The following is a 17,570-nucleotide window of genomic DNA, read 5'->3' on the forward strand; positions in this document are numbered from 1 at the left end:
AGATTTCCCATAGCGTAAGCTAGTAAGATCCCTGAAAGATGATCAGGTTGATAGGTTCGAGGTGGAAGCATGGTGACATGTGGAGCTGACGAATACTAATAGATCGAGGACTTAACCATATAATATGAAGCAATGTTATCTAGTTTTGAAAGAATATAAAAAACTTGTTGACTTTCAAAGTTAAATAAGTTACAATGATTCTTGTCTTAAATGAATACAGTCTGGTAATGATGGCAGAGAGGCCACACCCGTTCCCATACCGAACACGGAAGTTAAGCTCTCTAGCGCCGATGGTAGTTGGGACCTTGTCCCTGTGAGAGTAGGACGTTGCCAGGCAATTCGGAGGATTAGCTCAGCTGGGAGAGCACCTGCCTTACAAGCAGGGGGTCGGCGGTTCGATCCCGTCATCCTCCACCATATATGTCGGAGGGGTAGCGAAGTGGCTAAACGCGGCGGACTGTAAATCCGCTCCTTCGGGTTCGGCAGTTCGAATCTGCCCCCCTCCACCATTCTTAATTAATGGGCTATAGCCAAGCGGTAAGGCAACGGACTTTGACTCCGTCATGCGCTGGTTCGAATCCAGCTAGCCCAGCCATTAAGAGCCATTAGCTCAGTTGGTAGAGCATCTGACTTTTAATCAGAGGGTCGAAGGTTCGAGTCCTTCATGGCTCACCATTTTAACAAAATATGCGGGTGTGGCGGAATTGGCAGACGCACTAGACTTAGGATCTAGCGCCTTTGGCGTGGGGGTTCGACTCCCTTCACCCGCACTTTTAATAAAATAACTCATACATGTCTTGCGGAAGTAGTTCAGTGGTAGAATACAACCTTGCCAAGGTTGGGGTCGCGGGTTCGAATCCCGTCTTCCGCTCCAATTTTCAATATGACATGCCGGGGTGGCGGAACAGGCAGACGCACAGGACTTAAAATCCTGCGGTGGGTGACCACCGTGCGGGTTCGACCCCCGCCCTCGGCACCATATGCGCCCGTAGCTCAATTGGATAGAGCGTTTGACTACGGATCAAGAGGTTAGGGGTTCGACTCCTCTCGGGCGCGCTTTTATTAACGGGAAGTGGCTCAGCTTGGTAGAGCACCTGGTTTGGGACCAGGGGGTCGCAGGTTCAAATCCTGTCTTCCCGATATTCCCAAAAAACATGGGGCCTTAGCTCAGCTGGGAGAGCGCCTGCCTTGCACGCAGGAGGTCAGCGGTTCGATCCCGCTAGGCTCCACTTTATTTATTATATGTCTCGGAGGTATACCCAAGTTCGGCTGAAGGGATCGGTCTTGAAAACCGACAGGCGGTGAGAATCGCGCGGGGGTTCGAATCCCTCTACCTCCTCCATTTTCTTTTTAAGTGGTTTAGACATAAATAATAAAATATTTCTTTTTTCCTTCATGGAGGTATACCCAAGTTCGGCTGAAGGGATCGGTCTTGAAAACCGACAGGCGGCGAGAGTCGCGCGGGGGTTCGAATCCCTCTACCTCCTCCATTTTTTAAATTTTATATTGTCGCGGGGTGGAGCAGCACGGTAGCTCGTCGGGCTCATAACCCGAAGGTCGCAGGTTCAAATCCTGTCCCCGCAACCAAAATGGTCCCGTGGTGTAGTGGTTAACATGCCTGCCTGTCACGCAGGAGATCGCCGGTTCGACCCCGGTCGGGACCGCCATTTATGTTGGCTCGGTAGCTCAGTCGGTAGAGCAGAGGACTGAAAATCCTCGTGTCGGCGGTTCGATTCCGTCCCGAGCCACCATTTTTTTATGCCGGCTTAGCTCAATTGGTAGAGCAACTGACTTGTAATCAGTAGGTTGGGGGTTCAAGTCCTCTAGCCGGCATCCTTTAGGGGCATAGTTTAAAGGTAGAACTGAGGTCTCCAAAACCTCCAGTGTGGGTTCGATTCCTACTGCCCCTGTAAAGTATATGGGCCTATAGCTCAGCTGGTTAGAGCGCACGCCTGATAAGCGTGAGGTCGATGGTTCGAGTCCATTTAGGCCCACCATATATTATTCCGCAGTAGCTCAGTGGTAGAGCTATCGGCTGTTAACCGATCGGTCGTAGGTTCGAGTCCTACCTGCGGAGCCATGGCCCGTTGGTCAAGTGGTTAAGACACCGCCCTTTCACGGCGGTAACACGGGTTCGAATCCCGTACGGGTCATAAAAAAGAGTCAGCACATTGCTGACTCTTTTTTATTGTGCGTGAATCCTCCTTTATCAACTGATTTTCTTGAAATAAATAAAGGGATTTAGGAAAAGCTATGGTATGTATAAAAAGGAGGAGACAAAATGACACGAGTGAGAGACGTTATGAGTACTCATATTGTACAGTGTACAACGCTAGATAATGTATATGAGGCTGCTGTAAAGATGAAAGAAGAATCAATTGGATTGATTCCGGTTGTTGAAAATGAACAAGTTGTTGGGCTTGTTACGGACCGAGACTTAGTTGTTCGAGGAATTGCTGAGAAACATCCTGGATCTAATAAAATTACAAATGTAATGACAACAAACATTATTTCAGTTTCTCCAGACGATTCTATTGAAAAAGCTACAGAGTTAATGGCCCAGCATCAAATTAGACGATTACCAGTCGTTGAGAGTGATCAACTTGTTGGGATGTTAGCGCTAGGTGATTTAGCTATAAGAGAATCAGCAGATGATCAAGCTGGATTTGCTTTAAGTGAAATCTCGGAGCATACGGAATAAAGCAAGACTTTAATTAGTGGGATAAGTTACGTATAAAAATCAGATGCATTATACTAGTATATAGAATTAAGCTAATATGTTAGCATGATGTATCTGAGACATTATATAATAAGTATACAGTTAGTAATTTCGACAGTTTATTTAAATTTGTCATTCCTAATTTTAAATAAGAGAAAAAATGATATACTGATAGATATAAGTATTATGTTAGATTTCGAATATAACAATATTTATTATTAATGATGTAATAATGGATTAATATCTCCTATGTAGACAAAAGGGAAGGGGAATTATATGAAGGCTGTACAGCGCGATCCAAATTGGAATTTGGTTACAGATACATATATAGAGCCAAATAATTTCGCTGAATTATTTTCTTTGCTTGTACCTTGTCACCCAAAAGGTGAAGGGAAAGAACGAACTATATTAGTGTGGAAAGAAAAAGAATTTTATAAAGAAGAAAATTTAGCGGCATTTATCGTATATGGAATGAATAAAGCAAAGAATTTACCGCAGTTTCATAAAGATGAAATTCCAACTTTAGTACGTATTCTTCGCTTATGCCAAGAGATTGGTTGGTATGAAGAAGCAAATACTTTTATGGTAAATCAAGGACTAGCTGAGTTTGTTCACACTTCATTGGAATATGAAACGTGGGATCTTTTGACGCAGGCGGTTGCTTTAAACTATTTAATTATTAAATATCGTATTGGTGAATTAACTGATGGGGATGTAGAAATTTGGGATAGAGTTAAATTTAATGAGAAATGTATAACAGACTGTAAGCATTTATTATCCCATAAAGAAGTATTAGAATTTACATTCTTTTATATGTGTAAGAGAGCTAAGTCACTATCAAAAGAGCAATTAAATAGTGACATGATGAGTCTAGCGATGTATTGTAACACTTTTGTGTATGACTTATATACATATGATTTATTACGGAAGTATCGTAAGTGTACAGATTTTCTATCATATTATGGACCTAGTCAAGCGGTGTTAGCTTGCCAAAGAGCTGTACTTTCTCAAATTTCAGATCGATTAGACCCACTCAAGACTACTCATGTAGATGATTATTTATATGTAATGAAAGATATGATGGAGCATATGACGATAGGAATAATGGATCGATATGATCATTTTATCGGAAAGTTATTATCATATGTGCCATTTTTCGAAATGATCCAAGTTCCACAACATGCATATTATTGTGAAGAATTATTGTATATTTGTAAGGGCATTGCATATAAAGAAGAAATATTACGCAATTATTTATTTATACAATTACATGATTGTTTACCATCATTCTTTAAACTATTTCTTAAAAATAAGCGTTATGCAACGATTCATGATATTCTATTTTATTGGTGCGATGATGAACAGAGAATGAGCTTAGAGAGAAAATATAATCTTAGCTTTATTTATGAAAAATATGCTTGTGGGTAAAGAGCATTTTCTATATAAATAAAAAAGGATCTCACATAAACGTGAGATCCTTTTTTTGTTAGTAAAGCAAGGAGAATGTGATTAAGACGAGAAATAACATTCCATAAAGGAGAGATTGTGCCGTATAGCTTCCTTGTATACCAAAAAAAGTATTTATTTTTTTATATAAATTCAATATATATTTTAGCGGATTATCTTTGAAAGATTGGTACACAGTGTCTCCTCTTTCTAAGCTTCTTGTTCGTGTTTTTTGTTATTAGGGACATGAATGTACCTAGCTATGAATAATAAAATAGCCATAAAGAATACGGGAAATACGGTAGTTAAATAAAAACCATTACTAATAATATTTGTTATTAGCGCACTTAATAGAAAGATTGCATTATAAATATGGGCAATTTTTTGTTTTAGTTGAACTTGAAAGGCTTCCATCATAATTTCTAAAGCAACAAAAGCAATGATAATAGATAAAAATAAAGTATTTGTATTGTAAATGATTAAACAACAGATTAAGCCTAAAAAGGCTAAGTATTCAATTAAGAGAGGTATATTGCGTGGCATACAATTTACCTAACTAAATATGGCAGTGGGTTTACTGCATTTGTCTTTTCAAAATTCCATTCTCCATTGTGCAATTCAAAATGAAGATGTTGCCCGTATGAATGACCTGTGTTTCCCATATGACCTACTAATTGTCCAGCTTGTACTTGATCACCAGCTTGTACAGTGCGATCTTTCATGTGAGCATAGACTGTTGTATATAATTTCCCGTTTATTTGATGGGCGATGAACACAACATTGCCATAGCTAGCTGAATAATATGATTTCACGACTTTACCTGCAGCCGCTGCCTGGATAGAGACATTACCTGGAGCTGCGATATCTATACCATAATGCATTTGTTCCCAGCGCATATCAAAGGTTGAGCTAATTCTTCCTTGAGTAGGGAATTTGAAAACTGCTGGAATGGAAGTAGGTTGAGCTGTTTGAGTTTGTGATTGCGTTTGATTTTGCACCACATAATGCTTTGCCACATATCCGTATCCTGTGCCAAAACGAATTTTATACCAAGTTCCTACAGTTTCCACTACTTGTAATTGTGTACCATTTTGTAATGAACCAAGTAGTGCGCTACTTGTACTAGCGTTGCTACGTACATTAAGTTTAGGTGTTGCAACTGTGTATTTCGTATTATTTTGAACTGTGATGCCTTTTACTAAAGGCTGTGAACCATTGGATACGAATGCTTTTTGTACGTAACCTGCTTTGCCATTATGTGAAATTTTATACCACTCGCCTTGTTCTTCTTGAATGGTAACGAATTTCCCATTTGGTAATACATCTAAAATTGAAGATTCTAAATTAGGTTCAGAACGAACGTTTAATGCATTGGCATTGACGATATATTGATTATTAGATTGAAGTTTGTTTTTTAGTAGAATAGAATCTTTTTGTACGTAACCTACTTTATTATTAACAGATACTTTATACCAGCCATTAGTTGTTTCAAGTATATTCACTTTCGTATTAAAGCGAATTGTATCAATTGATGAGCTATTTGCGTTATCTTTTGTATGTAAGGCTACTTGATCGACTTTGACATATCCAGTTTTCACATTAGATAATTGTTCAGCGTTGGCTGTTTGTACATTTGTTTCTCCCATAGAAGGAAGTAAAGAAGCAATTGCGACAGTAGTTGCTGTTAAAGCAGTAGCTTTCATATTCATATAATAGAGACCTCCTCTAGTTGTATAGTTGTAATTTTATTATAGTATAAAGATATAATATAGTGGGTGTATTCACATAAATGTAATATGAAATCAATATAAAAATAAATTTTTTGAGGATAATGATTCCTTTTTATCCAATTTATTAGGATAATAATTTCTAAGATAGAATATAAGTATTATATGACTTAGTGATTTTGTTGACAATTGAGAAAATTAAAACAGTTGATGATGTCTTATTACGGTGTTATACTGACAGTGATAATTTTATAGTTTGCTAGGAGAGCTGGTGTTGCCAGCTGAGAGTAAGACCTTAAGTCTTTGATCCTTTTTATTACCTGATCTAGATTATGCTAGCGTAGGGAAGCAATTCGGACACTAATAATGAGTCCCCGTTTCTTTGCGTATAGAAACGGGGCTTTTTTATTTGAAAATTTCATATTGAAACCACTAGGGGTGCTTGTTGTGCTGAGAGAGGAATAATCCTTAACCCTTATAACACCTGATCTAGGTAATACTAGCGAAGGGAAGTGGAACAACGAATAAATTATAATTTTATTTGCTGTAACCACTTCTTATATAAAGAAGTGGTTTTTTATTTATATACACATACCGGAAGGGGATAGAGAAATGAAATTTTGCGATAGATTATTAGAAACTGTACAACCAGTTTGGGAGATGAGTCATAATCATCCGTTTGTAGTAGGTATGGGGGATGGTACGTTAGAAAAAGATAAGTTTCAGTATTATATTATTCAAGATTATTTATATCTGCTAGATTATGCAAAGCTATATGCTATTGGCGTTGTAAAGGCAACGAATCCACAAGTAATGGGGAAATTTGCTGAACAAATTGATGGAATATTAAATGGAGAAATGACAATCCATAAACAGTATGCAAAAAGACTTGGAATTTCTATAGAGGAGATAGAGTCTGCAAAGCCATCTGCTAAAAATTTAGCTTATACAAATTACATGATGTCTGTATCTCAAAATGGCACACTTGCAGAATTAATAGCAGCACTTCTTCCGTGTATGTGGAGCTACTGGGAAATTGGAAAGCGTTTAAATGATATTCCTGGAGCAAGGGATCATGAATTTTTTGGTGAGTGGATTCAAGGATATAGTTCTGAAGAGTACGGCAACCTCTGTATTTGGTTAATCGATTTATTAAATGAAATGGCAGTTGGAAAGTCTGAAAAAGAGCTAGACCGATTAGAGGAGATTTTCCTATATTCCAGTCGATTTGAATATTTATTCTGGGATATGTCCTATCGTAAGGAGATGTGGGGATTTGAGGAGCAAGAACATACTACAGTTTCATAATGTTTCTTTTCATTATGATGAGAAGCCAATCATCAATGAATTAAATGCTTCTATACAAGATAAAGAGTTTGTAAGTATTATCGGACCGAGTGGTTGCGGAAAAAGTACTTTATTTCGCCTTATTACAGGTTTGGAAGAAGCAAGTACGGGACAGATAGAGCTGACAGAAACAAAGAGCCACCCTGTAGGGTATATGCCCCAAAAAGATATGCTCTTGCCGTGGAGAACGATTATTGAGAATGCTGCCTTGCCGCTAGAGTGCCAAGGTGTACAGAAGAAAGAAGCACAAATAAAGGCAAAGGAACTGTTACAGAAATTTGGTTTACAAGGGTATGAGACAAAATATCCGAAAGATTTATCTGGTGGTATGAGACAACGCGTATCTTTTATTCGAACTTTATTAACAGGTGGAGAGATATTGCTCTTAGATGAACCGTTTAGCGCATTGGATGCTTTAACGAAGGCATCTTTGCAGGAATGGCTGTTTGAACAATGGAAAGAGTGGGAAAAAACAATTTTATTTATCACTCATGATGTGGAAGAAGCATTGTTTCTTTCTAATCGAATTTTCGTTGTAGAAAATCAACCGATAACTACTTTAACCGAGAGGATTGTACCGCTTGATCGTAATCGGACAAGAAAAGATTTATATAAGCCTGAAGTGTTAGCGCTTAAAGATGAGCTACTTAGTATGTTACAAAGGCAGGTACTTGTATAATGAGCCGTTTGAAAGAATTAATTCCTGCCCTTACGCTTTCTAGTATTTTACTTACTATGTGGGAAGTAGGAGCAAGAATTGTAGATGAAATGTACATTTTACCGTCACCATCTGCAATTGTAATGAAAATATGGAAACTAAAAGATATATTATTTACGGTTCATTTGCCGGCAACATTATATGTCGTTTTAATAGGTGTTGTTATTTCTGTTGTATTAGGTGTAGGGCTAGCGATGTTAATGAATGCGAGTTCATGGATGGAGAGAGCATTTTATCCATTATTAGTTGCTTCACAAACGATTCCTATTACAGCGCTCGCTCCGCTTTTCGTTTTATGGTTTGGATATACGATTTGGAGTAAGGTCGTTGTTACAGTTTTAATTACGTTTTTCCCAATTGCGGTCAATACGTATGACGGGCTACGCAGTACGAAAAAAGAATGGGAAGAGCTTTTAGTTACGTACGGGGCAACGAAAAAAGATGTTTTTCTTAAATTAAAATTGCCGTCTGCTCTTCCTTATTTTTTCTCAGCTTTAAAAATTGCAGTTCCGCTTAGTGTAATTGGGGCAGCAATTGGTGAATGGCTAGGAGCACAAGCGGGGCTAGGATATTTCAGTAAGAGAATGATGACACAGTTAGACGGAGCAGGTGTATTTGCACCCATTGTATTGTTATCATTATTAGCTATTTTCTTCGTCATCCTTATTTCGGTATTAGAAAAGAAATTCATTAGTTGGAGGAAGCATTCATGAAATTTTTAAAACGCATCTTTGTGTTTACATTATTAGTTGCAATGATTACTGGATGTTCTAGTAATTCAGCATCAGATAAGAGTAAAAAAGAAAAAGAAATAACGGTCATGCTGGATTGGTACCCAAATGCGGTACATAGCTTTATTTATGCAGCAATTGAAAAAGGTTACTTTAAAGAAGAAGGAGTAAAGGTGAATATTAAATTCCCTTCCAATCCGACTGACCCATTAACGTTAGCAGCTGCAGGAAAAGTAACGGTTGGCTTATATTATCAGCCAGATGTTGTTATGGCAAAAGCAAACGAACAAATTCCGGTGAAATCAATTGGAGCTGTCGTACGTTCCCCATTAAATCATGTTGTATCGCTGAAGTCTGCAGGCATTCAATCGCCAAAAGATTTAGAGGGGAAAACAGTTGGATATTCTGGAACACCTTTAAGTGAGATGTATTTAAAAACGATGGTAAAAGAAGCTGGGGGTAATCCAGATACAGTGAAAGTAGTCGATGTTGGCTTTGATTTAGTACCAGCATTAATTACGAAAAAAGTGGATGCGGTAACAGGGGCATACATTAACCATGAAGTACCTGTTATGCGTCATGAAGGTCATGAACCAGCATACTTTAATCCAGCAGATTATGGTGTACCGAATTATCATGAGCTTGTATTTGTAACGGGTGATAAAACGTTGAAAAAAGATAAAGAAGCGTTGCAAGCTTTCTTACGTGGTGCGAAAAAAGGTTATGATTTCATGAAGAAAAATCCAGATGAAGCATTAAATATTTTATTAAATCATCAAGAAAAAGAAAACTTCCCACTTGTACCAGAAGTTGAAAAAGAAAGCATGAAAATTTTATTAGAGAAGATGGAAACGAAAGATGAGCCATTCTTATCAGATTCAAAAGAGTCATGGGAGAAACAAAATAAATGGTTGAAAGACAAAGGAATGACGAAAGAAATCGTTCCAGCCAATGAGCTATTCGAAAACATTTTAAAGTAGGCGAATGAATATGAAAAATGAGCTTCATGTAATCTCAAATGGTCACATGTCATTCGAAGAGTTAGTGAGTGTAGCGATGCAAATCGAGAGCCAGATTGATTATTTGCATATTCGTGAGCGTGAAAAAAGTACGAAGGAATTGTATGAAGGGGTGGAAAGCCTTTTGAAAAAAGGCTTTCCAGCATCAAAGCTTGTTATCAATGATCGAATTGATATTGCTATTTTATTAAATATCCCGCGTGTACAGTTAGGGTACCGAAGCACAGATGTAAGGTCAGTGAAAGAAAAGTTTTCTTATTTGCATGTCGGTTATTCCGTACATTCTTTAGAAGAGGCGATAGAGGCTTTTAAGAACGGGGCTGATTCGCTCGTTTATGGTCATGTATTCCCGACAGAGTGTAAAAAAGGTGTGCCAGCGAGAGGGTTAGAGGAAATTTCGGACATTGCAAGGAGCTTATCGATACCAATTATAGCTATTGGAGGGATTACTCCTGAAAACACAAAGGATATTTTGGCAAGTGAAGTAAGTGGAATTGCTGTTATGTCTGGAATTGTAAGTAGTAGTAACCCATATAGCAAAGCGAAGTCTTATAAGGAATCAATAAGAAAGTGGGCGGAAAAACATGTGTAAGAAGTATGATGTAGCGATTATTGGCGGAGGTGTAATTGGTAGTTCAGTTGCACATTTTCTAGCAGAAAGAGGACATAAAGTAGCGATTGTAGAGAAGCAACAGATTGCATCTGAAGCCTCGAAAGCAGCTGCTGGTCTACTTGGTGTTCAGGCAGAATGGGATGCATATGATCCACTATTTGATCTTGCTAGAGAAAGCCGTGCTATATTTCCACAACTTGCAGCAGTTTTACGTGAAAAAACAGGTATCGATATTGGGTATGAAGAGAAAGGTATTTACCGCATTGCTCAAAATGAAGCGGAGAGAGAAAGAATTCTTCATATTATGGATTGGCAGCAGAAAACAGGTGAAGATTCTTACTTTCTAACGGGAGATCGTTTACGAGAGCAAGAGCCGTATCTATCTGAGTCAATTATAGGTGCTGTATATTATCCAAAAGATGGCCATGTTATTGCGCCAGAGCTTACGAAAGCATTTGCGCATTCTGCGGCAATTTCCGGTGCAGATATATATGAGCAAACAGAAGTGTTTGATATTCGTATTGAAAATAAGAAAGTGATTGGGATTGTTACAAGTGAAGGTATGATCTCGTGCGAGAAAGTTGTTATTGCCGGTGGTTCATGGAGCACGAAGTTACTAGGTTATTTTCACCGCGAATGGGGTACATATCCAGTTAAAGGAGAAGTAGTAGCAGTAAAAAGTAGAAAACAACTTTTAAAAGCACCTATTTTCCAAGAAAGATTTTACATTGCCCCAAAACGCGGCGGACGTTACGTAATTGGAGCAACGATGAAGCCACATACGTTCAATAAAACTGTGCACCCAGAAAGTATTACTTCTATATTAGAGCGTGCTTATACAATATTACCAGCTTTAAAAGAAGCAGAATGGGAAAGTACGTGGGCAGGGCTAAGACCACAATCGAATCATGAAGCTCCTTATATGGGAGAGCATGAAGAAATAAAAGGTTTATATGCTTGCACCGGCCATTATCGAAACGGTATTTTATTAAGTCCTGTTTCTGGTCAATATATGGCTGATTTAATAGAAGGAAAGCAAGAGAATCACTTGCTAGATTCATTGCTTTCTAAAACGGTTTAGAAAGGGGATGGAAGTTTGAATTTGAAAATTAATGGTAATCAAATTGAAGTGCCAGAGAGTGTAAAAACAGTAGCCGAGCTACTTACACATTTAGAGTTAGATAACAGAATTGTTGTAGTAGAGCGTAATAAAGATATTTTACAAAAAGATGATCATACAGATACATCTGTTTTTGATGGAGACCAAATTGAGATTGTAACTTTCGTAGGAGGCGGTTGATTATGTTAAACATTGGACCATTTTCATTTCATTCTAGACTTTTATTAGGAACAGGAAAATTCCCTGATTTTGATGTACAGCAAAAGGCAATTGATGTATCTGAGGCTGAAGTTTTAACCTTTGCAGTACGTCGTATGGATATATTTGATGCAAAGCAGCCTAATTTATTAGAGAAACTTGATGTGAAAAAATATACGTTATTACCGAATACAGCCGGAGCAAAAAATGCTGAAGAAGCAGTTCGTATTGCAAAATTAGCAAAAGCTTCAGGGCTTTGTGACATGATTAAAGTTGAAGTTATTGGTGATGATAGAACGTTATTACCTGATCCGGTAGAAACGTTAAAGGCATCTGAAATGTTACTAGAAGAAGGATTTATCGTACTTCCGTATACATCTGATGATGTTGTATTAGCACGTAAATTACAAGAACTTGGTGTGCATGCGATTATGCCAGGAGCATCACCAATCGGTTCAGGGCTTGGTATTGTAAATCCATTAAATTTAAGTTTTATTATTGAACAAGCGACAGTGCCAGTTATCGTTGACGCTGGTATCGGTAGCCCAGCTGATGCGGCATTTGCAATGGAATTAGGAGCGGATGGTGTGTTATTAAATACGGCTGTGTCAGGAGCAAAAGATCCCATTAAGATGGCACAAGCAATGAAATTAAGCATTGAGGCAGGACGTTTAGGCTTTGAAGCAGGTCGTATTGCACGTAAACGTTGTGCAACAGCAAGTAGTCCTTTAGAAGGAATGAGCGTAGTTGAATAATCGATATTCTCGCCAAGAATTATTTTCTCCGATTGGGGAGGAAGGCCAGCAAAAGATAAGAGAAAAGCATGTACTCATTATCGGCGCAGGCGCACTAGGTAGTGCAAATGCAGAAATGTTTGTAAGAGCAGGTGTTGGCACAGTAACAATTGTTGACCGTGATTATGTCGATTGGAGTAATTTACAAAGGCAGCAATTGTATGCAGAGAGTGATGTGGAAAATAATCTTCCGAAGGCTGTAGCAGCAAAGAAGCGTCTAGAAGAGATTAATAGTGAAGTAAGAGTAAAAGCGCTCGTTCAAGATGTAACAGCTGAGGAATTAGAAGAGCTTGTTACAAACGTTAATGTAATGATTGATGCAACTGATAATTTTGAAACGCGTTTCATTGTGAATGATATAGCACAAAAATATTCTATTCCATGGATTTACGGAGCATGTGTAGGGAGTTACGGCCTTTCTTACACAATCCTTCCTAGTAAAACGCCATGTTTATCTTGTTTATTACAATCGATTCCGCTTGGCGGGGCGACATGTGATACAGCGGGGATTATATCGCCTGCTGTATCTCTCGTCGTTTCTCATCAAGTAACGGAAGCTCTTAAACTATTAGTGGAAGATTACGAATCACTTCGAGATGGACTTGTATCGTTTGATGTATGGAAGAATGAATATTCATGTATGAATGTGCAAAAGCTTCGTAAACATAATTGCCCTTCGTGCGGAGAGAATGCATTATATCCTTATTTAAACAAAGAAAATACATCGAAAACAGCAGTTTTATGCGGGAGAAATACAGTTCAAATTAGACCACCTTATAAAGAGGAAATGGATTTTGAACGATACAAAGAGCTGCTGAATGATCGTGTAAATGATTTAAATGTAAATCCATATTTATTATCATTTTCTGTGGAAGAAAAGAGATTAGTTGCTTTTAAAGATGGTCGCGTACTTGTACATGGAACGAAAGATATAAGTGAAGCAAAAACAGTTTATCATCGTTATTTTGGATAGAAAAGGATGAGTGGGATGAAAGTAAATAAAGCTTTAACAATTGCAGGATCTGATAGCGGTGGCGGTGCCGGCATTCAAGCAGATTTAAAAACATTTCAAGAGCTTGGCGTGTATGGGATGACGGCTATTACGGCAATTACTGCTCAAAATACGCTTGGCGTTCAAGGGGTATATCCAGTTTCGTTAGAAGGTATTACGGAACAGTTGAATTCAATTGGTACGGATTTAACACCAGATGCTGTAAAAATAGGTATGTTATTTAGCAGCGAAATTATTCAAATTGTAGCAGAATATATTAATAAATTTGGCTGGAATAATATTGTACTAGACCCTGTTATGATTGCTAAGGGCGGAGCATCATTATTACAACAAGAAGCAGTACAAGCATTAAAAGAATATTTATTACCGGTAGCAACTGTTATCACACCGAATGTTCCAGAAGCAGAAGTGTTAACGGGGCTGGAAATTCATAACATTGAAGATAGTAAAGAAGCTGCAAAAGTACTGCATGAATTAGGTGCGAAATATGTACTTATGAAGGGCGGACATGCAGAATATCAAGGTAATGAAGTAATTGATTTACTCTTTGATGGAGAAAAGTTTATTGAATTTAGAAGTGAGCGAATTCCTTCAAAGCAAACACACGGAAGCGGCTGTACATTTGCTTCAGCAGTTACAGCAGGGCTTGCGAAAGGCTACTCAATGGAAGAGGCAGTTCAAGAGGCAAAACGATTTATTAGTATAGCAATTGAAGAGCCGTTGCATATTGGTAGTGGTCATGGACCGACGAATCATTTTGCATACAAAATGAATAAAGCACAAGTGTAAAGAAAAGAAAGTCAGTTTTATAACTGGCTTTTTTTCTGTTTACTTTTTCCAAATACAGGAGTAATATATCAGCCAGAATATATTTTTTGTAATACGCTGAGTCCAATTATATGGAGCGGAGGAACCAATTTGTGCAGTGTCACTCGGGGTGAATCTTTCAATTTTGAAAGTAGGGCTACTCTCAAAGTCCGAATCCGACAGCTAACTTCGTAAGCGTCTTGAGAGAGGACGGTGCCATGATGGATACATCACTTCATCGATCTGATTAGTATAGGGGAATATCAATCTACGTTTGAGTTCTTTTATGCTAAGGAGGATGAGGTACATGGAACTAACACTTATTTGTGTTGGAGAAGAAAGCAAGGTAAATAGTTTAATAGATTTAGTAGCATATCAACATGAGTTAATTATTGTCACAGCAAATGAAGAGATAGCGGCCGAAGTGAGGAATTGTGGATTTGATTGGACGTATAGTTGTAGTAAGGAGCAAGATTTTACTAGTATTTGTGAGTGTATTAAGAAGGTAATTTTACTAGGGGATGAGCTTCCAATCGTTAGCTTCTTCACAGAACACATTCGCTTTTCTTTTCAAGCACCTATTACTGTTGTTACAAGGAATAAACGATATCCAGCGAGGCTCTATGAAACAATTGGAGCTGCATTTGTCGTGTTTACGAATTGTGATAATATATCTTTTTTATTTTTTGAATAGGGTGGGTGAAAAGAAGATGAAGGTGTTGTTACTAGGAGATATAGCGAATCGTTGGGCGGTATCGGTAGAGCGAGTTCAAGAACTGGTGATGCTCGACCCCATTTTTCCAAAGCCCTATATCATACTGCCATCAAAAGACGCTTTATATTTAAAAACAGATGTTATCGAATATGAGCAACTACATGCAGAATTGTCACAAGTTTATATTCGCGGGAGAAATTTACGTACTTTTTTACGAGGAGAATAAATAGTGAAAAAAAAGAGCGAATGTTAAGTGCAACAAGCGATGCACTTCATGTCATTCGCTCTTTTTATTTCGTATTTAAAAGATCATTTCTATGAAAAAGCAAGAAAAGACGAGAAAATAGATGGAATAATATTAATAATACTTAATGTAAGCGTTTAAATAGATGGATATTTTCTTATTTTCAGTAATTTAGCTCTTTACAAGTGAAATATAGAGGAGTATATTTACTCTCATAAATCATTCATAAAATTTCCAAAAAAACCTAAAATCGCTGAGTTCCAGAAATGGAGCGGGGGAACCAATTTTGTGCATCGTCACTTGGGGTGAATCTTTCAGTTTTGAAAGTAGGGCTACTCTTTAGGCCCGAATCCGACAGCTAACCTCGTAAGCGTTTAGAGAGGAGGTTTACTTTTTGTTGTTCATTTTTTGAACACTGAGTAGAGCTCAGTGTTCTTTTTTAATATTTTTATGGTAAATTTTAACAATTAGAAATGAGGGATAGCTATGTTAGATGTTGTAATGATCGGGATTTTTGTTGTGTTAGTTGCATCAATGGTAAGTCTTGCAAGTTGGTCAGATAAAGTTGTGAAAGAAGGGAAGCAATCATGATGATTGCTTTATCGGTTATTGTTGCAGCAATTACGGTTTACTTAGTTTATGCATTATTAAATCCGGAAAAGTTTTAATTAGGAGGAGTCATTCATTATGATCTGGGTTGCAGTCGTTATTACAATGTTATTGTTTATTCTTGTGGCAAAGCCAACGGGAATTTATTTAGAGAAAGCTTTTCAAGGTAGTAAAAAGCTAGATAAAGTATTCGGGCCTTTTGAAAAACTTATTTTTAAAATTACAGGTGTAAAAGAATACAATCAAACGTGGAAACAGTACGCATTATCATTAGTTTTATTAAACGGATTTATGATTGTTGTCGTATATTTCATTTTCAGACTACAAGGAGTATTGCCATTAAATCCAGCGCATATTGAGGGAATGGAGCCTACGCTCGCTTTTAATACAGCAATTAGTTTTATGACTGATACAAACTTACAGCATTATAGCGGTGAAAATGGTTTATCTTATTTATCACAATTAATCGGAATTACATTTTTAATGTTTGCGGCACCGGCAACGACTTTAGCGCTCGTTATGGCATTTATAAGAGGACTTGCTGGAAAAGAACTCGGTAACTTTTTCGTAGATTTTACGAGAGCGTTAACGAGGGTGTTTCTACCTATCGCCTTTGTTACAGCGCTAGTCTTTGTTGCACTTGGTGTCCCACAAACGTTAGATGGGGCAGTGACAGCACAAACGATTGATGGTGTGAAGCAAAGTATAGTACGTGGGCCTGTTGCATCATTCGTGTCTATTAAGGAACTTGGGAATAACGGAGGTGGCTTCTTCGGGACAAACTCTACACATCCTTTTGAAAACCCAGGACAAATGAGCAATATTTTGCAAATGATGCTTATGATGTTATTGCCAACAGCACTTCCGTTTACGTACGGAAGAATGGTAGGAAATAAAAAACAAGGTCGCATCCTTTTCGTTTCACTATTCATGGTGTTTTTACTAGGATTTATAACGATTACGACATCTGAACTAAACGGGAATCCGGCATTAAATGCAATGGGTATTGAACATGTACAAGGAAGTACAGAAGGAAAAGAAGTAAGGTTCGGAACAGTATTTTCTTCACTATACGCAACAGTAACGACAGCTGCTGAAACCGGAGCCGTGAATACGATGCATGATACGTTAACACCAATTGGCGGTCTAGTCCCGCTCGTAAATATGATGTTAAATACAGTATACGGCGGCGTTGGAGCAGGCTTTGTGAACATTATTACGTATGCCATTATCGCAGTCTTTATATCTGGATTAATGGTTGGACGGACGCCAGAGTTTTTAGGTAAGAAAATTGAAGGTAAGGAAATGAAATTAATTGCAGTAACGATACTATTTCATCCACTGCTCATTTTAGGATTTTCAGCATTAGCTCTTTCAACAAGTTTAGGGACGGATGCGATCTCTAATTTAGGTTTCCATGGTTTAACGCAAGTTGTATACGAGTATACATCGTCAGCTGTGAATAATGGGTCTGGATTTGAAGGATTAGGGGATGCTACTACATTTTGGAATATTACGACCGGTTTAGTTATGTTTTTAGGACGTTATTTCAGTTTAGTTACGATGCTAGCTGTGGCAGCTTCGCTAAAAGAGAAGACGGTTGTACCAGAAACAGTTGGAACGTTCCGGACAGATAATGGTTTATTTGGAGGCATCTTTATTGGGACGATTGTAATTGTTGGTGCGTTAACATTCTTCCCAATGTTAGTATTAGGCCCAATTGCAGAATTTCTTACATTGAAGTAATGGAG

The 17,570-nt window shown here is 37.9% G+C and carries 19 protein-coding genes, 20 tRNA genes, 2 rRNA genes and 4 riboswitches; of the genes, 39 read left to right on the forward strand and 2 right to left on the reverse strand.

Annotated features, from left to right (window positions below):
* The 24 genes from AC0L0O_RS26070 to AC0L0O_RS26185 form a co-directional block, all read left to right on the forward strand.
* A 23S ribosomal RNA gene (locus tag AC0L0O_RS26070) occupies positions 1-119 on the forward strand; the annotation flags it as partial.
* 101 nt (positions 120-220) lie between these two features.
* Positions 221-336: ribosomal RNA gene (gene rrf, locus AC0L0O_RS26075) — 5S ribosomal RNA — on the forward strand.
* Between the two features lie 5 nt (positions 337-341).
* A tRNA-Val gene (locus AC0L0O_RS26080) sits at positions 342-417 on the forward strand.
* An 8-nt stretch (positions 418-425) separates the two neighbouring features.
* Positions 426-509: transfer RNA gene (locus AC0L0O_RS26085), tRNA-Tyr, on the forward strand.
* Between the two features lie 11 nt (positions 510-520).
* Positions 521-595 (forward strand) — tRNA-Gln (locus AC0L0O_RS26090).
* A gap of 4 nt (positions 596-599) precedes the next feature.
* Positions 600-675: transfer RNA gene (locus AC0L0O_RS26095), tRNA-Lys, on the forward strand.
* Positions 676-689: 14 nt separating this feature from the next.
* Positions 690-770 (forward strand) — tRNA-Leu (locus AC0L0O_RS26100).
* A gap of 29 nt (positions 771-799) precedes the next feature.
* Positions 800-874 (forward strand) — tRNA-Gly (locus AC0L0O_RS26105).
* Between the two features lie 16 nt (positions 875-890).
* Positions 891-979, forward strand: a tRNA-Leu gene (locus AC0L0O_RS26110).
* A gap of 3 nt (positions 980-982) precedes the next feature.
* Positions 983-1,056: transfer RNA gene (locus AC0L0O_RS26115), tRNA-Arg, on the forward strand.
* Positions 1,057-1,066: 10 nt separating this feature from the next.
* A tRNA-Pro gene (locus AC0L0O_RS26120) sits at positions 1,067-1,140 on the forward strand.
* A gap of 16 nt (positions 1,141-1,156) precedes the next feature.
* Positions 1,157-1,229, forward strand: a tRNA-Ala gene (locus AC0L0O_RS26125).
* A gap of 20 nt (positions 1,230-1,249) precedes the next feature.
* Positions 1,250-1,342: transfer RNA gene (locus tag AC0L0O_RS26130), tRNA-Ser, on the forward strand.
* 55 nt (positions 1,343-1,397) lie between these two features.
* A tRNA-Ser gene (locus tag AC0L0O_RS26135) sits at positions 1,398-1,490 on the forward strand.
* Positions 1,491-1,510: 20 nt separating this feature from the next.
* Positions 1,511-1,587 (forward strand) — tRNA-Met (locus tag AC0L0O_RS26140).
* A gap of 4 nt (positions 1,588-1,591) precedes the next feature.
* A tRNA-Asp gene (locus tag AC0L0O_RS26145) sits at positions 1,592-1,667 on the forward strand.
* A gap of 8 nt (positions 1,668-1,675) precedes the next feature.
* Positions 1,676-1,751, forward strand: a tRNA-Phe gene (locus AC0L0O_RS26150).
* A 9-nt stretch (positions 1,752-1,760) separates the two neighbouring features.
* Positions 1,761-1,833: transfer RNA gene (locus AC0L0O_RS26155), tRNA-Thr, on the forward strand.
* Positions 1,834-1,839: 6 nt separating this feature from the next.
* Positions 1,840-1,910: transfer RNA gene (locus tag AC0L0O_RS26160), tRNA-Trp, on the forward strand.
* A 10-nt stretch (positions 1,911-1,920) separates the two neighbouring features.
* A tRNA-Ile gene (locus AC0L0O_RS26165) sits at positions 1,921-1,997 on the forward strand.
* A gap of 8 nt (positions 1,998-2,005) precedes the next feature.
* Positions 2,006-2,080 (forward strand) — tRNA-Asn (locus AC0L0O_RS26170).
* A 1-nt stretch (position 2,081) separates the two neighbouring features.
* Positions 2,082-2,153: transfer RNA gene (locus AC0L0O_RS26175), tRNA-Glu, on the forward strand.
* 128 nt (positions 2,154-2,281) lie between these two features.
* Positions 2,282-2,701: a CBS domain-containing protein gene (locus AC0L0O_RS26180; protein WP_000199028.1), complete on the forward strand. Its 420-nt coding sequence runs from the start codon at positions 2,282-2,284 to the stop codon at positions 2,699-2,701.
* Positions 2,702-2,995: 294 nt separating this feature from the next.
* Complete coding sequence (locus AC0L0O_RS26185; protein WP_000648923.1) at positions 2,996-4,147, forward strand: DUF3965 domain-containing protein; 1,152 nt, start codon at positions 2,996-2,998, stop codon at positions 4,145-4,147.
* 228 nt (positions 4,148-4,375) lie between these two features.
* On the opposite strand, the gene AC0L0O_RS26190 is transcribed toward AC0L0O_RS26185, so the two are convergent.
* Entirely contained in the window at positions 4,376-4,708 is a 333-nt protein-coding gene (locus tag AC0L0O_RS26190) for a hypothetical protein (protein WP_001137826.1), read from the reverse strand.
* Between the two features lie 5 nt (positions 4,709-4,713).
* Complete coding sequence (locus tag AC0L0O_RS26195) at positions 4,714-5,874, reverse strand: SH3 domain-containing protein (protein ID WP_001056063.1); 1,161 nt, start codon at positions 5,872-5,874, stop codon at positions 4,714-4,716.
* Between the two features lie 269 nt (positions 5,875-6,143).
* Positions 6,144-6,256: riboswitch (TPP riboswitch) on the forward strand.
* A gap of 60 nt (positions 6,257-6,316) precedes the next feature.
* A riboswitch (TPP riboswitch) is annotated at positions 6,317-6,420 on the forward strand.
* A gap of 84 nt (positions 6,421-6,504) precedes the next feature.
* Between AC0L0O_RS26195 and tenA the strand changes: the two genes are divergently transcribed.
* The 15 genes from tenA to kdpA all read left to right on the forward strand — a co-directional run bounded on the left by tenA (position 6,505) and on the right by kdpA (position 17,565).
* Positions 6,505-7,200: a thiaminase II gene (gene tenA / locus AC0L0O_RS26200; RefSeq protein ID WP_000666826.1), complete on the forward strand. Its 696-nt coding sequence runs from the start codon at positions 6,505-6,507 to the stop codon at positions 7,198-7,200.
* Positions 7,169-7,918 carry an ABC transporter ATP-binding protein gene (locus tag AC0L0O_RS26205; RefSeq protein WP_001256812.1) on the forward strand — a complete coding sequence of 250 codons (750 nt, stop codon included), beginning with the start codon at positions 7,169-7,171 and terminating at the stop codon, positions 7,916-7,918. Before tenA ends, AC0L0O_RS26205 begins: the two co-directional genes overlap by 32 nt.
* Entirely contained in the window at positions 7,918-8,670 is a 753-nt protein-coding gene (locus AC0L0O_RS26210) for an ABC transporter permease (RefSeq protein WP_000088663.1), read from the forward strand. Before AC0L0O_RS26205 ends, AC0L0O_RS26210 begins: the two co-directional genes overlap by 1 nt.
* Positions 8,667-9,668, forward strand: coding sequence for an ABC transporter substrate-binding protein (locus AC0L0O_RS26215; RefSeq protein ID WP_134189347.1), 1,002 nt, complete (start codon positions 8,667-8,669; stop codon positions 9,666-9,668). The genes AC0L0O_RS26210 and AC0L0O_RS26215 overlap by 4 nt, the downstream gene beginning before the upstream one ends.
* Before the next feature lie 10 nt (positions 9,669-9,678).
* Positions 9,679-10,299, forward strand: coding sequence for a thiazole tautomerase TenI (gene tenI, locus AC0L0O_RS26220; RefSeq protein WP_000787189.1), 621 nt, complete (start codon positions 9,679-9,681; stop codon positions 10,297-10,299).
* Positions 10,292-11,401 carry a glycine oxidase ThiO gene (gene thiO / locus AC0L0O_RS26225; RefSeq protein ID WP_000335173.1) on the forward strand — a complete coding sequence of 370 codons (1,110 nt, stop codon included), beginning with the start codon at positions 10,292-10,294 and terminating at the stop codon, positions 11,399-11,401. Before tenI ends, thiO begins: the two co-directional genes overlap by 8 nt.
* A 15-nt stretch (positions 11,402-11,416) precedes the next feature.
* The gene (thiS, locus tag AC0L0O_RS26230) at positions 11,417-11,620 is read left to right on the forward strand and encodes a sulfur carrier protein ThiS (protein ID WP_001049505.1); all 204 of its coding nucleotides are present in this window, start codon (positions 11,417-11,419) and stop codon (positions 11,618-11,620) included.
* 2 nt (positions 11,621-11,622) lie between these two features.
* Entirely contained in the window at positions 11,623-12,393 is a 771-nt protein-coding gene (gene thiG, locus AC0L0O_RS26235) for a thiazole synthase (protein ID WP_000931995.1), read from the forward strand.
* Positions 12,386-13,405: a thiazole biosynthesis adenylyltransferase ThiF gene (thiF, locus tag AC0L0O_RS26240; protein WP_001065438.1), complete on the forward strand. Its 1,020-nt coding sequence runs from the start codon at positions 12,386-12,388 to the stop codon at positions 13,403-13,405. Before thiG ends, thiF begins: the two co-directional genes overlap by 8 nt.
* Positions 13,406-13,411: 6 nt before the next feature.
* On the forward strand, positions 13,412-14,233 hold the full coding sequence (gene thiD / locus AC0L0O_RS26245) for a bifunctional hydroxymethylpyrimidine kinase/phosphomethylpyrimidine kinase (RefSeq protein ID WP_002035802.1): 822 nt from the start codon (positions 13,412-13,414) through the stop codon (positions 14,231-14,233).
* A gap of 84 nt (positions 14,234-14,317) precedes the next feature.
* Positions 14,318-14,465, forward strand: a riboswitch (cyclic di-AMP (ydaO/yuaA leader).
* A 93-nt stretch (positions 14,466-14,558) separates the two neighbouring features.
* Entirely contained in the window at positions 14,559-14,945 is a 387-nt protein-coding gene (locus tag AC0L0O_RS26250) for a hypothetical protein (protein WP_000424080.1), read from the forward strand.
* Positions 14,946-14,961: 16 nt separating this feature from the next.
* Entirely contained in the window at positions 14,962-15,192 is a 231-nt protein-coding gene (locus AC0L0O_RS26255; protein WP_000866306.1) for a hypothetical protein, read from the forward strand.
* Between the two features lie 259 nt (positions 15,193-15,451).
* A riboswitch (cyclic di-AMP (ydaO/yuaA leader) is annotated at positions 15,452-15,597 on the forward strand.
* Positions 15,598-15,696: 99 nt separating this feature from the next.
* Positions 15,697-15,801, forward strand: a complete 105-nt coding sequence (locus AC0L0O_RS26260; protein ID WP_000887892.1) for a SipW-dependent-type signal peptide-containing protein — start codon at positions 15,697-15,699, stop codon at positions 15,799-15,801.
* Positions 15,798-15,878: a K(+)-transporting ATPase subunit F gene (gene kdpF, locus AC0L0O_RS26265; RefSeq protein ID WP_000972378.1), complete on the forward strand. Its 81-nt coding sequence runs from the start codon at positions 15,798-15,800 to the stop codon at positions 15,876-15,878. The genes AC0L0O_RS26260 and kdpF overlap by 4 nt, the downstream gene beginning before the upstream one ends.
* A gap of 19 nt (positions 15,879-15,897) precedes the next feature.
* Complete coding sequence (kdpA, locus tag AC0L0O_RS26270) at positions 15,898-17,565, forward strand: potassium-transporting ATPase subunit KdpA (RefSeq protein WP_001985233.1); 1,668 nt, start codon at positions 15,898-15,900, stop codon at positions 17,563-17,565.
* The last annotated feature ends 5 nt before the right edge of the window (positions 17,566-17,570 follow it).

The organism is Bacillus sp. GS3m_15504 (assembly GCF_055825275.1).